The sequence below is a fragment of the Salinispora mooreana genome, assembly GCF_000379065.1.
Classification (GTDB): Bacteria; Actinomycetota; Actinomycetes; order Mycobacteriales; family Micromonosporaceae; genus Micromonospora; species Micromonospora mooreana.
Window position 1 is genome coordinate 3,703,028 of sequence record NZ_KB900614.1, and the last position, 18,724, is coordinate 3,721,751.

General features: G+C 71.6%; 18 protein-coding genes. 9 read left to right on the plus strand and 9 right to left on the minus strand.

All coding sequences use genetic code 11. The features are described from left to right. Window positions 1-125: 125 nt before the first annotated feature. A complete protein-coding gene (locus tag SALPAC6_RS0117615) occupies window positions 126-341 on the plus strand; it encodes a hypothetical protein (RefSeq protein ID WP_018254688.1) in 216 nt (71 codons plus the stop codon). Between the two features lie 33 nt (window positions 342-374). On the opposite strand, the gene SALPAC6_RS0117620 is transcribed toward SALPAC6_RS0117615, so the two are convergent. From SALPAC6_RS0117620 to SALPAC6_RS0117635, 4 genes are all read right to left on the minus strand, one after another. Then, window positions 375-812 carry a DUF3263 domain-containing protein gene (locus tag SALPAC6_RS0117620; protein ID WP_018254689.1) on the minus strand — a complete coding sequence of 146 codons (438 nt, stop codon included), beginning with the start codon at window positions 810-812 and terminating at the stop codon, window positions 375-377. 196 nt (window positions 813-1,008) lie between these two features. Beyond that, window positions 1,009-2,022, minus strand: a complete 1,014-nt coding sequence (locus SALPAC6_RS0117625) for an ABC transporter permease subunit (RefSeq protein ID WP_018254690.1) — start codon at window positions 2,020-2,022, stop codon at window positions 1,009-1,011. Then, window positions 2,019-2,936 (minus strand): ATP-binding cassette domain-containing protein, encoded by a 918-nt coding sequence (locus tag SALPAC6_RS0117630; protein ID WP_018254691.1) that lies wholly within the window; start codon window positions 2,934-2,936, stop codon window positions 2,019-2,021. The genes SALPAC6_RS0117625 and SALPAC6_RS0117630 overlap by 4 nt, the downstream gene beginning before the upstream one ends. Before the next feature lie 202 nt (window positions 2,937-3,138). Then, window positions 3,139-3,924: a DeoR/GlpR family DNA-binding transcription regulator gene (locus SALPAC6_RS0117635; RefSeq protein ID WP_018254692.1), complete on the minus strand. Its 786-nt coding sequence runs from the start codon at window positions 3,922-3,924 to the stop codon at window positions 3,139-3,141. 184 nt (window positions 3,925-4,108) lie between these two features. Between SALPAC6_RS0117635 and SALPAC6_RS0117640 the strand changes: the two genes are divergently transcribed. The 3 genes from SALPAC6_RS0117640 to nagA are packed head-to-tail and all read left to right on the plus strand — an operon-like array spanning window position 4,109 to window position 7,109. Continuing rightward, a complete protein-coding gene (locus SALPAC6_RS0117640) occupies window positions 4,109-5,038 on the plus strand; it encodes an SIS domain-containing protein (protein ID WP_018254693.1) in 930 nt (309 codons plus the stop codon). Next, window positions 5,035-6,003, plus strand: coding sequence for an ROK family protein (locus tag SALPAC6_RS0117645; protein WP_018254694.1), 969 nt, complete (start codon window positions 5,035-5,037; stop codon window positions 6,001-6,003). The genes SALPAC6_RS0117640 and SALPAC6_RS0117645 overlap by 4 nt, the downstream gene beginning before the upstream one ends. After that, window positions 6,000-7,109 carry an N-acetylglucosamine-6-phosphate deacetylase gene (gene nagA / locus SALPAC6_RS0117650; protein WP_018254695.1) on the plus strand — a complete coding sequence of 370 codons (1,110 nt, stop codon included), beginning with the start codon at window positions 6,000-6,002 and terminating at the stop codon, window positions 7,107-7,109. The genes SALPAC6_RS0117645 and nagA overlap by 4 nt, the downstream gene beginning before the upstream one ends. A gap of 13 nt (window positions 7,110-7,122) precedes the next feature. Here the strand turns inward: nagA and SALPAC6_RS0117655 are convergent, their stop codons facing one another. Then, the gene (locus SALPAC6_RS0117655) at window positions 7,123-8,334 is read right to left on the minus strand and encodes a DUF4032 domain-containing protein (RefSeq protein ID WP_018254696.1); all 1,212 of its coding nucleotides are present in this window, start codon (window positions 8,332-8,334) and stop codon (window positions 7,123-7,125) included. A gap of 42 nt (window positions 8,335-8,376) precedes the next feature. On the opposite strand from SALPAC6_RS0117655, the gene SALPAC6_RS0117660 reads away from it, so the two are divergent. Beyond that, window positions 8,377-9,213 carry a phosphatase PAP2 family protein gene (locus tag SALPAC6_RS0117660; RefSeq protein ID WP_018254697.1) on the plus strand — a complete coding sequence of 279 codons (837 nt, stop codon included), beginning with the start codon at window positions 8,377-8,379 and terminating at the stop codon, window positions 9,211-9,213. A gap of 360 nt (window positions 9,214-9,573) precedes the next feature. Beyond that, window positions 9,574-10,143: a carbonic anhydrase gene (locus tag SALPAC6_RS0117665; RefSeq protein ID WP_026189789.1), complete on the plus strand. Its 570-nt coding sequence runs from the start codon at window positions 9,574-9,576 to the stop codon at window positions 10,141-10,143. A gap of 100 nt (window positions 10,144-10,243) precedes the next feature. Here SALPAC6_RS0117665 and SALPAC6_RS0117670 read toward each other — a convergent pair whose 3' ends face one another. Continuing rightward, complete coding sequence (locus tag SALPAC6_RS0117670) at window positions 10,244-12,166, minus strand: NAD-binding protein (protein ID WP_033774551.1); 1,923 nt, start codon at window positions 12,164-12,166, stop codon at window positions 10,244-10,246. A 113-nt stretch (window positions 12,167-12,279) separates the two neighbouring features. Between SALPAC6_RS0117670 and SALPAC6_RS0117675 the strand changes: the two genes are divergently transcribed. Further along, window positions 12,280-13,806 carry an FAD-dependent oxidoreductase gene (locus tag SALPAC6_RS0117675; RefSeq protein WP_018254700.1) on the plus strand — a complete coding sequence of 509 codons (1,527 nt, stop codon included), beginning with the start codon at window positions 12,280-12,282 and terminating at the stop codon, window positions 13,804-13,806. A gap of 24 nt (window positions 13,807-13,830) precedes the next feature. Here SALPAC6_RS0117675 and SALPAC6_RS0117680 read toward each other — a convergent pair whose 3' ends face one another. Continuing rightward, window positions 13,831-14,706, minus strand: a complete 876-nt coding sequence (locus SALPAC6_RS0117680; RefSeq protein ID WP_018254701.1) for an enoyl-CoA hydratase/isomerase family protein — start codon at window positions 14,704-14,706, stop codon at window positions 13,831-13,833. A gap of 64 nt (window positions 14,707-14,770) precedes the next feature. Then, window positions 14,771-15,241: an MSMEG_6728 family protein gene (locus SALPAC6_RS0117685; RefSeq protein WP_018254702.1), complete on the minus strand. Its 471-nt coding sequence runs from the start codon at window positions 15,239-15,241 to the stop codon at window positions 14,771-14,773. A 245-nt stretch (window positions 15,242-15,486) separates the two neighbouring features. On the opposite strand from SALPAC6_RS0117685, the gene SALPAC6_RS0117690 reads away from it, so the two are divergent. Then, window positions 15,487-16,656, plus strand: a complete 1,170-nt coding sequence (locus tag SALPAC6_RS0117690) for a UDP-N-acetylglucosamine--N-acetylmuramyl-(pentapeptide) pyrophosphoryl-undecaprenol N-acetylglucosamine transferase (protein WP_018254703.1) — start codon at window positions 15,487-15,489, stop codon at window positions 16,654-16,656. Between the two features lie 66 nt (window positions 16,657-16,722). On the opposite strand, the gene SALPAC6_RS0117695 is transcribed toward SALPAC6_RS0117690, so the two are convergent. Beyond that, complete coding sequence (locus SALPAC6_RS0117695) at window positions 16,723-18,000, minus strand: APC family permease (RefSeq protein WP_018254704.1); 1,278 nt, start codon at window positions 17,998-18,000, stop codon at window positions 16,723-16,725. 55 nt (window positions 18,001-18,055) lie between these two features. Between SALPAC6_RS0117695 and SALPAC6_RS0117700 the strand changes: the two genes are divergently transcribed. Beyond that, complete coding sequence (locus SALPAC6_RS0117700; protein ID WP_026189792.1) at window positions 18,056-18,712, plus strand: helix-turn-helix transcriptional regulator; 657 nt, start codon at window positions 18,056-18,058, stop codon at window positions 18,710-18,712. Window positions 18,713-18,724 lie beyond the last annotated feature (12 nt).

Below are 18,724 nucleotides of genomic sequence, written 5' to 3' on the forward strand. Positions count from 1 at the left end.
CGAATCATCCTCACCCTCCGTTGCTGATTTCTCCGTCCCCCACCACGCCAGCAGGTAGCGTCAGCACTGGTGGCCCGCCGGGCTTCCGTGGCACGAGCCGACCGTTTGCGACAGGGGGATCGCGGATGTTGCAGCGCCTTCACGAGACCGGCCTTCGAGCGGAGCACGCCTATCTCGCGGGTTTTGTAAGCATTGGTCTGTCTTTTGGCAGTTGGTTCCTCTCCAAGCATCTGGAGCGGGCGGGCATGGCCCGCGCCGACCGCTGGGGGATCTTCATCGGCGAGTGGGCTCCGACCTTCATCGCCATCGGCAACGGCCTGCGCATGTATGAAAAGCGCTGACCTGACCGCAGGGGCCGGCTGTGGGCCGGCCCCTCAGCGACGTCGGTCGCGGGCTCGGGCCGAGCGCAGGCGACGCAGCCGCCCCACCAGGAGCGGCTCGGCCGCCAGGGCCGCCGGGTTGTCCAGCAACAGGTTCACCAGCTGGTAGTAGCGGGTGGCGGTGCAGCCGAACCGGTCCCGGATCGCCTGTTCCTTGGCGCCCGGGTGCCGCCACCACTGCTGCTCGAAGTCGAGGATGTCCCGCTCCCGCTCGGTCAGCCCGGCGGTCGAGCCGACAGCTTCCCCCGGCGCGTCGCCGACGGCGTCTCCCGGCGCACCGCCGCCGGCCCCCACGGAGTCCGGCTCGAGGTCGGCCGACGCGACGGCCTCCACCTCGGGCACCGGCCGGGGCGGCGGTACGACCGAGCGCCCGTCGCCGGACCGCCCGGTACCGGAGGGTTCGGCGGCGGCCTGGGCGGCGTCGGACGACATGACACTCCTCGCGGGGACGGTCGGCCCGGTACGGCTGGCCCGGGGGTGCCTCAGCCTAGTGCGCGCTCGGCCAGGCGCACGAGACGGCCGGCCGAGCGGTGAGGCGGGCGGGCCCGGGCCAGCCGGCCTGCTGGACCGGCTCACCGGACGAGCGAGCCTGCCGGACGCGGGCGGTCCGCGGGCGGTTCGGCTGGCATCAGGAGATGTCCCGACGACGTATCGCCCAGCACGCCCCGCCGAGGATGAGCACCAGCCCCGCCGCGAGCAGCCCGGACGTGTGTTGCCAGGTGAGGGTCAGGGTCTCCGGTTCACATTGACCGAAGGGGTTGACCTGGCACGACTGCCAGTTCCGGAGGACGACCTCCTTCTGCAACCAGGCCTGCACGTAGGTGGGGAGCAGCCACGCCTCGACGAACTTCGCTCCGGTCAGTTTGAGCAGCACCCCGAGACCGAACTGCCCGACCACCACCACCCCGACCGCGCCGCCCAGCGCCATCGCGGTGTGCCGGCCGAGCGAGGCCAGCCCGAAGCCGAGAACGGCGGCGACCAGGACGAGCACCACGCCACGCAGGCTGGTCAGGGCGAAGGACTGCCAGGCGCCGGCGGTCATCCCTTCGGTGCTGCCGCGCGTGGTGGCGATCAGCCAGAAGCCGCCGAACCAGAGCACCGTCGTGGTCACCGCCAACGCCAGCAGCCCGGCGAGAAGGGCCGCCAGCTTGGTCAGCAGGACGGTCACCCGCTTCGGCCGCCACAACAGCATGGTCATCATGCCGCCGGTGTTCCACTCGGCGCCCACGAAGGAGGAGCCCACCACGAAACCGACCAGGGCCAGGATCGCCGCGGGCGCGATCAGCGTCCCGCCGAAGCTGGCCCGAAAGTCGAAGGTGGCCGGTAGGTACTGTTCCGCCGGGAAGATGTCCCGGGGTGGGGGCGAGATCCCGGAGCAGTCCCGGGGGAAGCGACCCGACTGGTCGCCCCGGGCCGCCGCCTGCTCGCACTCCGCCCGAATCTCTTCGCTCTGCCGCACCTGCTGCTGCCAGTCTTGCTCGGCGGCCACCTCGGCCCTGGCCCGGGCCGCGTCGTCGATCTTCTGGTTCGACAGGAAAACCCCGACAGCCACCGTTGCCAACACCGCCAGGCCCAGCACGGTCGCCCAGCGGGTGAGGCGCCGCAGCACCAGTCGGCGTAGTTCCGCACGGTAGAGACTCACGATCCCCACCCTCCTGTGCTGCTGGGACCCACCGCCGCGGGCTTCGCCGACTGGTCGACCTGCCGGCTTTGGCCGGGGGCCGGCGCGGTGGCGGTCAGCTCGAGGAAGACACTCTCCAGATCGGCGTCGACCCAGACCAGCTCGCTGACGTACAGGCCCTGACCGGCGAGGAGGCGGGTCACCATAGCGGCTTTCTCCACCCCGGCGAGCATCAGGTGGTCCGGCTCCCGGGTGACCCGGAACCCAGCCCGGGTCAGCGCCTCACTCGCCGCCGGCAGGTCGGCCACCACCTCCAAACGCACCCGGACGGTGCCGGCCGAGTGGGCCGCCAGCACCTTCTCCACCGGGCCGAACGCGACCCGGCGGCCCAACGAAATGATCGTGACCGAGTCACAGATCAGTTGGATCTCGGCGAGGATGTGGCTGGAGAGCAGCACCGTGGTGCCGGCGTCGGACAGGTTTCGCATCAACGCCCGCATCTCCCGGATGCCACCCGGGTCGAGCCCGTTGGCCGGCTCATCCAGGATCAGCAGTCGCGGCTCCTTCAGCAGGGCGGAGGCGACGGCCAGCCGCTGCTTCATGCCGAGCGAGTAGGTCTTCACCCGCTCCCGGGACCGGTCTCGCAGCCCCACCAGCTCCAGCACCTCGTCCGTCCGGCTGGAGCGGACCTGTCCCGCGGTAGCCAGCAGGGACAGGGTTTCCCGGGCGGTGAAGTGTGGGAAGAACTGCGGGCTCTCCACGATCGCGCCGACCCGACCGGTGACCGCTGACAGGTCGGCCGGGACCTCGTGGCCGAGCAGTCTCATCCGACCGCCATCGGGCCGGATGAGACCGAGCAGCGTACGAAGGGTGGTTGTCTTACCCGACCCGTTCGGGCCGAGGAAGCCGTGCACCTGGCCCGGCTCCACCCACATGTCGAAGCCGTCGAGCGCGTTGCGGGTGCCGCGCCTTCGGCTTCGATAGGACTTTCGCAGACCCTCTATTTCCAGGACAGCCGTCAAGCTGCACCTCCCCCGTTGGCAGCACTAACGACACAATACGCGGTACTACCTTTTACGCAATACCCAACTCGCGCATCATGGCGGAAAGCGGCGATAGGAGGTGTGGTCGTGCGATTCAGGCGCAGACAACCCGCACGCCAGCGGCGCGGAAGGCGGCGACCACCTCAGGCGCCGCACCGGAGTCAGTGACCAGGGTCTCCATCCGGTCCACCGGGCAGATCCGGGCAAAGGCGTGGCCACCCAGCTTGGACGAGTCGGCGATCACCACCACCCGCTTCGCCCGCGCCACCATCAGGCTGTTCATCGCCGCCTCCCCCTCATGGTGGGCGGCGGCGCCGAGCTGCGGGTCAACCGCGTCCACCCCGAGCAGGGCCACATCCAGGGTGACCTCGCGCAGCAGGGCCCCACCCAGCGGGCCGACCAGCTCGAATGACTTGGGCCGCACCACCCCACCGGCCACCACGACCTTCATCCGGGACCGGACCAACAGCTCGTTGGCGATGTTGAGGGCGTTGGTGACCACGGTGAGCTGGGCGCCCTCGGCGCTGGTGTGCAGATCCGGCCGTACGGCCAGCGCTCGCGCCACCTCGGTGCTGGTGGTGCCGCCGTTGAGACCGACCACCGTGCCCGGGGCCACCAGCGCCGCGGCCGCCGCGCCGATCCGCTGCTTCTCGGCTGAGTGCTTCGCGGACTTGTACCGCAGCGGCAGGTCATACGAGACACCGTTGGCAACCGCCCCACCCCGGGTACGCGTGATCATCTGCTGCTGGGCGAGCTGGTCGAAATCCCGGCGGATGGTGGCCTGCGAGACGGCCAGGCGCTCGGCGGCCCCCTCGACACTGACCCGGCCGCTGTCGGTCAGCATCTCGAGCAGGGCGTTCCATCTCGCGTACCGGTCCACCCCGAGCCCTCCAGCGGCTGCACGATTGCTGATTGTGCGTGCACACTAGTGCGCGAAACTACGTAAAGGCAACGCCGGTTCTGCTCGATCCCGGGCCTGGTTGCCACCACCACCTCAATCGGCGCACAATGGCGCGCGAAAGCCGGGCCTAACGAGCCAAATTGCGCACGTTCAGGAGAACCTGATGTCGTACGTCGACATGGAGATCGCGAGTCAACCCGACTGCTGGCGAACCGCGGCACGGCTGGCCACCTCGGTGGTCGACCGACTGCCCCAGCCCGGCGAGCGAGTCGCCGTCGTGGGCTGCGGCACCTCCTGGTTCATGGCGATGGCCTACGCCGCCCGCCGCGAGCACGTCGGCCACGGTGAGACCGACGCCTTCCAGGCCAGCGAGTTTCCCACCGGCCGCCGCTACGACCGGCTGATCGCGATCACCCGCTCCGGCACCACCACCGAGGTGACCGATCTGCTCGCCGCGCTCCGCGGCGTGCTGCCCACCACCGTCCTGGTCGGTGACCCCGCCGCCCCGGCCGCCGATCTGGCCGACGCCACGGTGCCGTTGGCCTTCGCCGACGAACGCGCGGTGGTGCAGACCCGATTCGCGACGACCGCGCTGGCCCTGCTCCGCGCCCACCTGGGCGACAACATCCCCGCGCTCTCCGCCGACGCCGAGGTGGCGGTACGCGCTCCCCTACCGATCGACCCCGCCCGGATCGAACAGGTCACCTTCCTCGGCCGGGGGTGGACCGTCGGGCTGGCCCACGAGGCGGCGCTGAAGTGCCGCGAGGCCGCCACCTTCTGGGCCGAGGCGTACCCGGGCATGGACTACCGGCACGGCCCGATCTCTGTCGCCGCACCAGGCCGGCTGGTCTGGGCCTTCGGAGACCTGCCCGAGGGGCTTGCGGAGGATGTGGCGGCCACCGGCGCAGCCTTCGTGCACAGCCGCACCCACGGATGCCGCAGCGTGATCGGGAACTGGGCCGCCAGTCGCACACCGCTGGACCCGATGGCCGACCTGATCCTGGCGCAGCGCTTCGCCGTCACGCTCGCCACCAGCCGCGGCCTCGACCCCGACGCGCCGCGGCACCTCGCCCGCTCCGTGGTGTTGGCATGAGCAGCGGGAAGCTGAGCGGAGCGCCGAGCGGCGCACCCGACCGGCAGCAGGTCGTGGTCGCGATCGATGTCGGCGGCAGCGGGATGAAGTGCGCCCTGGTCCATCGGGACGGCACGGTCGCGCGCACCGAACACCACCCGACCCAGACCGCGCGCGGCCCGGCGGCGGTGGTCGACACCATCCTCGACGTCGCCGCGGCCCTGGCAGCCACGGCCCGCCACGAAGGGCTCGCCCCGGTGGCGCTCGGCCTCGCCGTCCCGGGCGTCATCGACGAAGCAGCGGGGGTGGCGATCTGGTCGTCCAACATCGGCTTCCGCGACGTGCCGCTGCGGGCCCTGGCCACGACCCGGCTCGGGATACCGGCGGTGCTCGGCCATGATGTCCGCGTCGGCGGCGTCGCCGAAGCGCGCCTCGGCGCCGGTCGGGCTGATCGACACGTTCTCTTCGTCGCCATCGGCACCGGCATCGCCGCCGCCCATGTGATCGACGGAACGGCCGCCGCCGGCGCGCACGGCGCTGCCGGGGAACTCGGCCACATCCTGGTCCGCCCCGGTGGACCGCGCTGCGGCTGCGGGCAGGCGGGCTGTCTGGAGGCGATCGCGTCCGCCGCGGCGGTCGCCCGTCGCTACGCCGAGCTGGCCGGCAGCACACCGGGGCCGAGCGCGGCCGAGGTGGCCGCCCGCGCCGCCGCCGGCGACCCGCTGGCCCAGCAGGTCTGGACGGAGGCCGTCGCGGCCCTCGCCGACGGCCTCGCCACCGGCCAGGCCCTCTTCGACGTGGAGACGGTCATACTCGGCGGCGGGCTGGCCCGTGCCGGCGCCCAACTTCTCGACCCGCTGCGGGCCGCACTGCACGACCGAATGACCCTCCACCGCGAGCCGCGGCTGGTCCCAGCGGCCCTCGGCACCGAGGCGGGCTGCCTCGGTGCCGCCCTGCTCGCCCTCGACAACCTGGAGAAGCGATGACGGTACGGGTGACCGGTAGGGTGGTGACCCCGGCCGGGGTGATCCGTCAGGGCTGCGTAGAGATCAACAACGAGCAGATCACCGCGGTCGCCGAGTACCCGTCCGGGCGCGACGGGCACTGGATCCTCCCCGGCTTCGTGGACATACACACCCACGGCGGCGGTGGGCACACCTTCACCACCGGAGACGCCGACGCGGCCCGTGCCGCCGCCGGCTTCCACCTCCGACACGGCACCACCACTCTGCTGGCCAGCCTGGTGAGCTCGCCGTTCGCGCTGATGCGCGCCGCCACCACCGCCTACCGGCCGCTGGTCACCGAAGGGGTGCTCGCCGGAATCCATTTCGAGGGTCCGTACCTCTCCGCGGACCGCTGTGGAGCGCAGAACCCGGCGTACCTGCGCGACCCCTCGACCGAGGAGCTGACCGAGCTGCTGGAGCTGGGCCACGGGACGATCCGGATGGTCACCCTCGCCCCGGAGCGCGAGGGAGCGACCGCGGCGATCAAGCTGCTCACCGCCCACGGGGTGACCGCGGCGGTCGGCCACACCGACGCCACGTACGAGCAGACCCAGGCCGCCATCGCCGCCGGCGCGAGCGTCGCCACCCACCTGTTCAACGGGATGCGCCCGGTGCACCACCGGGAGCCGGGGCCGGTGATCGCCCTGCTGGAAGCTCCCTCCGTGGTCTGCGAGCTGGTCGCCGACGGGGTGCACCTACACGACGGCATGCTCGCCTTCGCCACCACCACCGCCGGCGTGGATCGGACCGCCCTGGTCACCGACGCGATGGCCGCCGCCGGCCAGCCCGACGGCGAGTACGAGCTGGGCGGCCAGCGGGTCACCGTGGCTGCCGGCGTGGCCCGGCTCGCCAGCGACGGGGCGGTCGCCGGCAGCACACTGACGATGGATGCCGCGTTCCGCAACGCGGTCGCCACCGGGTTCGCCGTCCCGGAGGCCGCCCAGATGGTGGCCACCACGCCCGCCCGTGCGATCGGTCTCGGCGATCGGGTCGGTTCCCTCCAGCCCGGTCGCCGAGCGGACCTGGTGGTGCTCGACGACGACCTGAACGTGGTCCGGGTGATGCGCGCCGGCAGCTGGCTGGACTGACGCAGGCCGCCGGTCAGCTCGGGGGCGGAATCTCCACCCCGAGCACCGCCTGCTCGTCGGGACGGTGCACCAACACGTCGCCGAGGTACGACTGCACCGCCGGGGCCATGCCGACATCCCGGCCGGCCCGCTGGGAGAGCAGCCACTTGTGCTCGATGATCTGCGCGAAGATCTCCTGCGGTTCCAGCTTGCGGCGTAGGTGCGCTGGCACGGCGCGGACCACCGGCTCGAAGACCTCGGTCAGCCAACGGTGCGCCGCCTGCTGCTCATCGATCAGGTCGCTCTCGGCCCGGTAGGCGTCCAGGTCGTTGAGGAGCCGACGAGCCTGGTTCTCCTCCGCGTCCAGACCGGTCAGGCGAAGCAGCCGCCGGGTATGGTAGCCGGCGTCGACCACCTTCGGCCGCACCAGATACCGCCCGTCGTCGATCGTCGACATGGCGATCTCGGCTACGTCGAAGCCCAGCTCGTTGAGCCCACGAATGCGGCCCTCGATGTCGTGCCGGGCCTCCCGCTCGATCTGCTGCTCATAGGTGATCTCATGCCACAGCCGCTCGTACCGCTGCACGACCTCCTCGCACACCACCGCCGGGTCGATCGACTCATGCAGCAGCCCGGCCGCCTGTAGGTCCAACGCCTCACCGAAGATATTCACCCGGGCGATCTCCAGGTCCTCACCACGCTGCCCGTTCGACAACGAGCGGTGCAGCACCCCGGTCTCCGCGTCCACCAGGTAGGCCGCGAACGCGCCCGCGTCCCGACGGAAGAGCGTGTTCGACAGCGAGCAGTCGCCCCAGAAGAAGCCGGTCAGGTGCATCCGTACCAGCAGCGCGGCCAACGCGTCGAGGAGCCGCTGCATCGTCTCCGGGCGCAGCGTGTGCGAGAAGAGCGCCCGATAGGGCAGGGAGAACTGGAGATGCCGGGTGATCAACACCGGGTCCAACGGTTCCCCGGCTTCGGTCTGCCGGTCGGCGATGATCGCCACTGCCTCCACCGTCGGGAAGTCGATCCGCTCCAGGGCCCGCAGCAGGTCGTACTCCCGCTCGGCCACCCGCTCACCGGTCTCCTTGACCGCGTACACGTAACCGCCGAGCCGGACGAACCGGACAACATGCCGAGAGATGCCCTGCGGCAGCGCCACCAGGTGCTGCGCCGGCCACTCCACCAACGGGGTCGACCAGGGAAGGTCGAGCAGCGCCGGGTCAACGAGAGCCGAGGTGATCCGCACGCACTCCAGTTTGCGCCCTCCCCCGCCGGAACGCCTCCCCGCGTGGTTCGGCACACAGCCACCCGGGCCGGGCCGGAAGCCCCGCGGGCCGGTAGCGTGGCCGAGATGCGGCAGGTGACGACCCGGTGGCGAGCGGTACGGCTCCGGGCGGTCCACCCGGCCGGCTGGTGGTACGACGGGCTGCTCCTCGCCGGTCTGGTGGCCCTGACCGCCGCCCTCGCCGCCGGTCACCTCTTCGGCCTCGACCGGGCGGTGGCCGACTGGTCGGACGCGCACCGCCCGGCCACGGCGTACTGGATCGCGTGGCTCCTCAACCACCTCGGCCAGGGCGGCCCGCTGACCCTGGTCGCGGTCGGGCTCGGCGCTCTGCTCGCCGTGCGGCTCCGCTCCGCCCGCCCGCTGCTGCCGCCGATCGCCGGGCTCGTGCTGATCAACCTCGTCGTCGGCGCGCTCAAGGTGGCGACGGCCCGGCCCGCGCCCAGCGCCAGCACGCGCGAACCCTTCCTCGCGCCGGAGCAGACCCTGCCGCTCTTCCAGCACGAGTTGGCGCTGCAGTACACCCGCTCCTACCCGTCCGGGCACGTCGTCAACGCGATCGTCTGGTACGGCGTGATCGTCCTGCTCCTCGCCCAGCTGCTGGAGACGTACGGGCGCACGTTGCCACCCCGGCTCGCCATCGCGGTACGGGTCGTCCCGCCCCTGGTGGTGTTCACCACGACCATGTACCTGGGCTGGCACTGGTTGACCGACTCGATCGCCGGGCTGCTGCTCGGCCTCCTGCTGGACCGGGTGCTGCACCGGCTGCCCTGGGACGACATTCCGCTGCCCAGGAGGATCGACCAGGACCATCGGAGGCACACCTCCGAGCCGGCGGACTGACTCGGACCGCTGTCGCGTGGGTCGAGGGCGTGGAGCTGCTCGTCCGACGACGGCGAGGGGCCTGCGCGCCGAACCACCACCTGCCGCCAGCAGATCACCACGAATGCTCCTGTTGTGTCCCTCTATGGGAGCTTAGACATATGATTTCCCCGCTCAAGGTGAGAGTCTGGCTACACACTAGTTCAGGGGAAATTAATGAATAGAGTTGTACGCCCGAATCGAAGGGCGTTGCTCTCCGGCGCGCTTGTCGGCACCGTGGCCGCGCTCGCGGGCTGCTCATCGACGGAGGCACAGTCACCAACGACCAGCACCTCCCCCCAAGCGCCACCCACCACGCCCGAGGCGGCACTCGAGCGGCTGATGGAGGGCAACCAGCGGTGGGCACAGGGCGACCCGCAGGCCCCCAACCGGGACCTGGCCCGGCGTCAGGCCGTAGCCCAAGAGCAGAAGCCCTTCGCGGCGGTCCTCTCCTGCATTGACTCGCGGGTGCCACCGGAGCTCATCTTCGACGTCGGCCTGGGCGACCTCTTCGTGACGCGCACCGGCGGCGAGGCGGTTGGCCCGGTGGTCACCGGTTCTGTCGAATTCGGACCCCTGACCAGCGGCACTCCGCTCATCGTGGTCCTCGGTCATCAACGTTGCGGCGCCATCAAGGCGGCGTACGCCGCCCTTCGTGACGGCAAAACGCTGCCCGGCAACCTGCCGGAGATCGTCACCGCCCTTCAGCCGGCGTACGAACAGGTAGCCGCAGCGGGGGGTAGCGACCCGATCGATGCCATGGTCCGTGCCCAGATCGAGTTGGCCGCGAACGACCTGCGTTCCAACCCGGACCTCGCCCCGCTCGTGGCGAAGCAGGACCTCGCCATTGTCGGCGCCTACTACTCCCTCGACACCGGTGCGGTCGAGGTCCTCAGCGGCGCACCCTCCTGACCAGCCGAACGGTGACCGAACAACACTGGACCCGGCACCGAGGCATGGGTATTAGCTTCGGGGCTTCTCCGCTGGTGCTGGAGCCTTCCGCGACCCTGGGCTAGTCGGAGAAGTCGGGTTGTTGACCAACCACACCGTCCTGCTCCCCCTCCCGGGGCAGTGGCGGGCCGGCCGGGGGCGTTGCGGCCTCCGGCGACGGGCCGGCCGGGGGCGATGCGGCCTCCGGCGACGGGCCGGCCGGAGGTGCCGCAACCTCCCGAGACGAGCCGGCCAAGGGCTCGGACAACTCTGCATCGAGGGGGCCGGTCGCACGGAGTAGGGCATTCAGCCCGGCCCGGCGGGCAACCACCGTCAACCGGTCCCCGGCCATAATCACCAACCGGTGGTCGAACTCCCACTCATACCGCTGGCCGAAGCGGGCGTGGGCGAGAAGTCGGACGCTCCCCGCACGGCCGACGGTAGCGAGTGGCTGGCCTTCGAGCGAGGAGCCGGCGGCGACCGGGACCTCGGTTACCAACAGGGCGTGCCGGCCGACTGAGATGGTGGCGATGACGGCACGATCCAGCAGGGCACCGGCGAACGACGGCGCTGCCAGGTACGACACGCTCCGTGAGACGCCGATGCCGAAGGACCGCTGGACGCGCTCGGCGAAGTGCCCATCAAAGAGCCGCAGCACCACCTGAACATCGTCGTTGAGAGAACGGGCGGTCAGCGCGGCCCGCAAGTTCACCCCGTCGTCGGTGGAGACCACGACGAGGGCCTGGCAGGTAGCGACCGAGGCGGCACGCAGGGTCTCTTCGGCGGAGGCGTCCCCCACCACCAGCGGCACACCGAGCCGCCGGGCCAGCTCGGCGCCGCGCGCGTCCGCATGCTTGTCGATGGCGACCACCTCGACGCCGAAGTCGCGGAGTTGGGCGGTCACCCGGGTGCCGATGTTGCCGAGGCCAACCACGACCACGTGCCCGGAACGGTCGGTCAGGGGCCGCCCGGAGTGCAGCGCCAGCCGGGCGTTGACGAGGCCGTCCACCACCACGGCGGTGACCAACGGGATCAGCGCCAGCCCGGAGAGGTTGAGCACCACCTGCAGGACCTGTTCGCCGATCGGCTTGGCGGCGTCCGGATCCTGCCCGCTCAGGGCGGTGACCAGGGTCAGATAGAGCGCCTCCCCCCAGCTCACCTCGGCGGTGCTGGCGTAGAGGCCGCCGAGCACGACGATCACCGCCAGCAGCACCAACACGGCGATGCCGATCCGGCGGGTGGCGAAACCGCGGACCGCCCGGAGCAGCATCGAGACCGGCCGGCGCCACCGCCGGGCCCGACGCAGTCGGCGTGCGGCCACCTCGGTTCCCGGTGGCGTACCGGCCGCCTCAGCGAGCACCACGTCGGCGGCGGTCTCCTCCGCGGGCAGAACCCGGACCTCCCGCGGGTCCCGGGTGTCCGCCACCGGGCAGACGAGGTCCTCGTCGCGAAGATCGACACGGCGGGCCACGTAGAGGGTCCGACCGCCATGTCGGAAGTGCGCCGGCGCGACCTCGCCCAACGCGGCGGCGACGAAGGCAGGGGCCGCCATCGCGGCGTCGGAGAGCACCGCCGAGTCGGGGAAGATCTGTCGCACCCCGTTGGCCAGGCTGGTGTTGAACATCCGCACCACCAACCGCAGCCTCGGCTGCACCTCCTGCGCACAGAGCGCGGCATGCATGTTGCCCACGTCGTCCTGGTGCAGCAGCGCCAAACCCTCGGCCCGGTCCAGGCGAGCATCGCGAAACGTCACCTCGTCGAGCCGATCGGCCCGGATGACCTCGATGCCGTCGAGATCTCGACCGTCCGGGCTGTCTGTCCGCTGCCGCTCGGGCACCACCAACGTGATCCGGATCCGGGTCAGCTGCGGCTCGGTGGCGAGCAGCGACCTGACCACCCAGTACGCCAGGGCGTCGTGGCCACAGACCACATAGTGGGCCCAGGGATCGCTGTTGCCTCGGAGCCGTCGCCCGCTCCACCATGCACGATCGAAGGGCCCCGTCATACGACGCATGGTAAGCAGTCGATAGCGCTCGCGCAGCCCGGTGATCACGACTGCGGCAGATCAGTAGCGCGAGTCCATTCTCCACGTGGGCACGACTCCGGCACACTGGGGCGATGGCGCTGTCGCAGCTGGCGGGTCGACCTTTCGGCGTACGCAAACACGTGGTGGACCCCGGTGGCGGCGGTGCTCCGCGGCTGCCGGACCCCGCGCCCACCGTGGTGGTCGGCGGCGGAATCGCCGGCATGTCCACAGCGGTGGTGCTGGCCGAACGGGGAGTCCCGGTCACCGTCCTGGAAGCCGCCCCCACCATCGGCGGGCGGCTCGGCGCATGGCCGGAGGCCTCGCCCGACGGCACCCGGACCAACGAACACGGCTTCCACGCCTTCTTCCGCCAGTACTACAACTGGCGGAACATCCTCCGCCGGGTTGACCCGGCGCTGGGATTCCTCCGGCGGATCCCGCGCTACCCGGTCCTGTCCACGAGCTGGCCGACCGAGGAGTTCGGCAAGCTGCCGCCCGCGGCACCAGCGAACCTGCTCGCCCTCCTGCTCCGCAGCCCCAGCCTGCGCCCACGGGACCTGCGCGCGATGAACCGGGACGCCGCGCTGCCGTTGCTCAGCTACGACCCGATCCAGACGTACGCCGAGTTCGACGACACCACCGCCGACGCCCTGCTCACCTCGCTCCGGCTGCCGGACCGAGCCCGGGCGATGCTCTTCGAGGTCTTCTCCCACTCGTTCTTCAATCACGAAGCGGAGATGTCGGCCGCCGAGATGATCGCCCAGTTCCACTTCTACCTGTTGGGCAACCCGGAGGGGCTGGCCTTCGACTGCCCCGCGACGGACTACGCGACGTCGATCTGGCAGCCCCTCACCCGGCACATCGCGCAGCACGGCGGCCGGGTCGTCACCGAGGCCGCGGTCACCGGGCTGCACTGCGACGCCACCGGCTGGCAGGTGGCGAGCACCGCCGGCGCGTACGAGGCCCGACACGTTGTGCTCGCCGTCGACCCACCGGCCCTCGCCGCGCTGGTCGCGGCCTCCCCCATCCTCGCCGAAGCTGCTCCCGACCTGGTCGCGCGAATGCCCGAGTTCGGCCAACCCGGTCCGCCGTACGCGGTGGCCCGCTACTGGTGTGCGGGGGACGTGGCTCCCGGGCGGGCGGTCTTCAGTGGGGTCTCCCGGCAACCCACCCTGGACTCGGTGACGCTCTACCACCGGCTGGAGGAGGAGTCCCGCCGCTGGGCCGGGCGCAACGGCGGTGCGGTGGTGGAGTTGCACGCGTACGCCTGCGAACCGGACGTGCCCGCCGAGGAGTTGGCCGAACGGATGTGGACCGAGCTGAGCTCCCTCTGGCCAGAGGCGGGGCGGCTGCAGATCCGCGAGCTGCGGGCCCGGGTGGAGGCCCAGGCACCCGCGTTCCCGCCCGGCGGCCACGCGGGGCGGCCCGGCGTCCGCACCGACGCCGACCGGCTCTACCTGGCCGGCGACGGCATCCGTACCGACTTCCCCAGTGCGCTGATGGAGCGCTCCGCCGCCACCGGCATCCTCGCGGCCAACCACATCCTGCGGGATGAGGGTGGCGCGACCGAGCCGGTCTACTCGATCCGCCCCCGAGGCCTGCTCGCCCGAGCGCGCTGATCGGGGGCGGGCGCGGCCCAGCCGCTACCCGGTGCCCGTTTCACCGGGCCTCGCCTCGGGCGGGGACCACGGAAAACGGGCCGGCCGGCGCTCGTTGGCCGCCGTCACGCCCTCCCGGGCCTCCCCGCTGGCCCGCACCTGCCCATGCCACCAGGCGATCTGGTCGTCGTCCGCCCGCCCGTCAACGATCTCCTTGGCGGCCATGACGCTGAGCTGAGACCGCTCGGTGACCATGGCGGTAACCGCACCAACCCGGGCGGAGAGCGCGGTGGCGGGAAGCACCTCGTCAACCAGGCCAACCCGGAGCGCCCGCCCGGCGTCGATCAGCTCCGCCGTGAAGAGCAGGGCCTTCGCCGTGGACGGCCCGACCAGCCGGGCCAGCCGGCCGGTGGTGGGCGCCGGATAGACCAGGCCGAGCCGGGCCGGCGGTACGCCGAACCGCGCGTCGTCGGCGGCGAGCCGCAGGTCACAGGCGACGGCGAGTTGGCACCCACCGCCGACGCAGGCACCCCGAATCGCGGCGATTGTCGGCTTGGCGAAGGCGGCGAGCCGCTCCTCGGCCGTGACGGCGATACTGGCGTCACCGGCGTCCAGCAGTTCGTCGAGGTCGCCGAGGTCCGCTCCGGCGCAGAAGGTGCCGTCGGCTCCGGTGAGCACCAGGGCCCGTACCGCCGGATCGGCCTCCAGCCGATCGAGCACCCCCGGCAGGCGCCGCCACATCGCCGAGGTCATCGCGTTTCGGCGGGCCGGATTCTGGATCACCACGGTCGCCACCGGACCGGCCACCTCGACAAGCAGTTCCGCGTCCGCCGCCACCGAAACTCTCCCTCCGGTCCACTTCGCCGCGGTGACGATATCGACGCAGCCGCCGCCCCGCCCCATCCAGGTGACGCCGGTCACGGTCCGGTGGCTCTTCCTGACGAGGACGCGCCCCTCTTCCCAACCGGGTGGCCGGGCCTTCTTCCTAACCGGTGGCGCGGTCAGAGCGGGGCCAGACGTATTCCAGGTCGATCGGGATGTCACCAAACTGTGGGCGATAGTGCTCCGGATCCTTGCGCAGCAGTGACGAACGGTGGCTCAGGTGCAGGTCGTCGCGGCCCAGCCAGGGCGGCAGCTCACCGACCTCAGCCAACTCGGCCTGGGTGCGGACGGTACGCATGCCCCGGGCGGCGGCCAGGTCGGTGACCAGCGTCGCGGCGCAGGTGTCGGCTCGCCCCGGCTCGCACCAGACCGCGCACACGTCCAGCCCGTACCGGGTCAGCGCCTCCTCGTAGCCGACCCACATCTTCACTGCCGGGTGGTGCCGCCAGCCGTAACCCGGACGGATCAGCCCCCGCAGCACCTGAATCGCCTCCACCCGCTGCTTGCCGAGCCGACGCTGGTCCAGCGCGGCCGCGCTGGCCAGGAAGTCCGGGTACGGAAGGAACGTCTGCACCCCGGCTTCCTACCCACCGCCGCACCCGACAATCCTCTCCGGCGGTGCTGCGCCTCCGCCGAACCGAGACCGGACGGAGGCCGAACACCGCGCCGAAGCGGTGCCGCCCGGCGCGGCGGCGGGTGACGAAGCGGCGGAGTTCGCTGACGTTATAGTCGATCTAGAACAACGCCAGAACGCTCGCTCAGTCCATTCCGGCTCACCGGCAAGGCTGCCAGCCGGACAGACCCTGCACAGGGGAACGCGTGGCCGTCTACAGTGCTCAGCAGCTCCACGGCTTGCGGATCATCGTCACCGGCGGCGGCACCGGGGGGCACACCTACCCGGCGCTGACGACCATCCGGACGCTACGCGCTCGCCTCGCCGAGACCGGCGCCGCGCCCGACATCCTCTGGGTCGGTGTCGAGCAGGGCCTGGAGGCGAAGATCGCCCGGCAGGAGGGCCTGCCCTTCCGCGCCATCACCACCGGCAAGTTACGGCGTTCCCCCAATCGCCAGGAGCTGTGGCGCAACATAACTGACGCGTTCCGGATTCCGATCGGCGTGCTGCAGGCCATGGCGACCGTGCTGCGGGTCCGGCCGCACGTGGTCCTCTCCACCGGTGGCTACGTCGCCGTCCCGATCGGTCTGGCCGCCTGGCTGGCCCGGCGGCCCCTGGTCATGCACGAGCAGACCCTCAACCTGGGCCTGGCCAACCGGATTCTCGCCCTCTTCGCCAGCCGGGTGCTGCTGAGCCACACCTCCTCGCTGACGAATCTGTCGAAGCGGGCCCGGGCCCGGGCGGTGGTCACCGGCAACCCGGTCCGCCCTGACATGCTCGCCGGAGACCCGGTTGCCGGCCGTGCCGCCTACGGGCTGGAGCCGCACCTGCCACTGGTCTTCGTCACCGGCGGGGCGCAGGGCGCGGTGCAGGTGAACCAGATGATCGCCGAGGTCCTCCCCGATGTCCTGCAGCGCTGCCAGGTGCTGCACCAGTGCGGGGAGTACAGCCTGGACCGCATGCGACAGGTCGCCGCCCAGCTACCGCCGCACCTACAGGCCCGCTACCGCGTCGTGGACTACATCCATGGACAACTGCCCGACGTGCTCGCCGCCGCCGACATCGTGGTCGCCCGCAGTGGCGCCGGCACAGTAGCCGAGCTGACCGCGTTGGGCCGGCCGGCGATCCTGATCCCGCTCGTGCCGACCTCCGGCGACGAGCAGCGGCAGACCGCCCGGCACCTCGCCGAGGCCGGCGCGGCGCGGATGCTCACCGGCGGCAACGCCACCGGGGCCGCGCTCCGCGTCGAACTGTTGACGTTGCTCGACGACGCGCAGCGTCGGCACGCCCTGGCGGAGGCCGCCCGCCGCCACGGCCGGCCGGACGCCGCTGCCGCCGCCGTCACCGAGCTGATCGACGCCGCCCGGCGCGGCTGACCCGCACCGAGGAGACACCTTCGCGACCGGGTCGGCGTGGGGCCGGAGGTGACGCTGACGAGTTGGTCAGCGGCCTCCGGCGCGGTCGAGGTACCGCCGACGCAGCGCGTACCAGGCGGCACCGACGGCGAGCACGCCGAGACCCGCCCCGACGCTGGCTGGCGGCAGGCTGACCGCCAACGTGACGCAGCCGACCAGCCCCAGCACGGCGAGCAGCCGTACCGGCAGTCGACGGCCCGGGTCACGGCCGAGGGTGAGCGCCGCGGCGTTGGTAATCGCGTAGTACACCAGCACGGTGAAGCTGGAGAAGCCGATTGCGCCGCGCACGTCACCGACGAGGACCACGGCCGCCACCACCACGGCCACCGCCAGCTCGGCTCGGTACGGCACGTGGTGCACCCGGTGCACGGCGGCCAGGCCGCCCGGCAGGTCCCGTCGGCGGCCCATCGCCAGCAGGGTCCGCCCCACGCCGGCGAGCAGCGAGAGCAGCACCCCGATCACCGCCACGGCCGCACCGACCCGGACCACCCAGGCGAGACCGGGCAGCCCGACGGAGGTCACCACGTCGGCCAGGGGTGCGGCGGAGGCGGCCAGCCGGTCCGGGCCGAGCACCCCCAACGTGATCACCGCCAGCGCCAGGTAGATCGCCAGCACCACACCCAGCGCCAGCGGCACCGATCGGGGGATCGTTCGCCCCGGGTCGCGCACCTCTTCACCGAGAGTGGCGATCCGGGCGTACCCGGCGAAGGCGAAGAAGAGCAGCCCCGCGGCGGTCAGCACCCCGGCGCCGCCGGCGTCGCTGAACACCCCGCCGCCGACCGAGCCGACGTCGCCGATCCGCTCCGCCGCGAAGCCGGTCAGGCCGACCACCGCGACCAGGGACAGGACCCCCAGCACCACCCCGACGAGCACCTTCGTGGCCAGCGCCGTCTTTCCCACACCACGCAGGTTCACGGCGGTGACGGCCGCAATGGCGACGACGGCGACGAGCCGGGCTCGGCCCGGCCAGAGGTACGCCCCAACCGTCAGCGCCATCGCCGCACAGCTTGCGGTCTTGCCGACCACGAATCCCCAGCCGGCCAGGAACCCGGCGAACGGCCCGAGCCGCTCCCGCCCGTAGACGTACGTACCGCCGGATTCGGGGTAGCGGGCCGCCAGCCGGGCCGAGCTGGTCGCATTACACAACGCCACGAACCCGGCCAGAGTAAGTGCCAGCAACACGCCGGTCCCGCCGGCCGCCGCGGCTGCCGGGGCGAAGACCACGAAGACACCCGCACCGAGCATCGCCCCCAGCCCGATGACCACCGCATCAGCTACCCCCAACCGCCGCACCAGCCGCTCCACGGAACAGACCCTAGGGGGCCGAGATGAACAGCACGGAATTTACCCAAATTGCCCTGTGTATATTTGGGTCGTGACGAGTCGGCGAACAGCCCTGCGCCAGGTTCTCCACCGGGCAACCGGCGCCATGACCGCCCAGCAGGTCGCGGACGAGGTGGGCTGGCCGGTCGAGACCACCCGGCTGTACCTGGAGGAGCTGGTTGGTGCACAACTCGCCGAACGCGTACCCGGCGCTCCGCGCGGCCGTGGCCGCCCACCGATGACCTATCGCGCGACGACCAGTATGGACCCGACCGGGCCCACCCGGTACCGCTTGCTGGCGGGGCTCCTCGCGCGCACCTTGCGTGCGGAGCCGAATGGTCGCGCACTCGCACGTGCGGCCGGACAGGCGTGGGCGTCCGAGCAGCCGACAGCGGCCATCGACGGCGCCCCACTCACCCGTGCCACCACCGCACTCACATCCCGCTTCGAGGCCCACGAGTTCGCGCCGACAGCCACCCTCACCGGGGACCGCGCCGACATCACGTTGTGGCACTGTCCCTTCCTCGACCTCATCACTGACTACGGTGACGTCATCTGCTCCCTGCACGACGGCATGGTGGACGGGATCACCCGCGTCACTGCCGGGACCTCGGTGGCGGCCCAACTCACCCCTTTCCCGCGACCTGACTCGTGTCAGATCACGTTGACCCGCCGCACCCGAAGGGAAAACTGATGCTCGCGACGC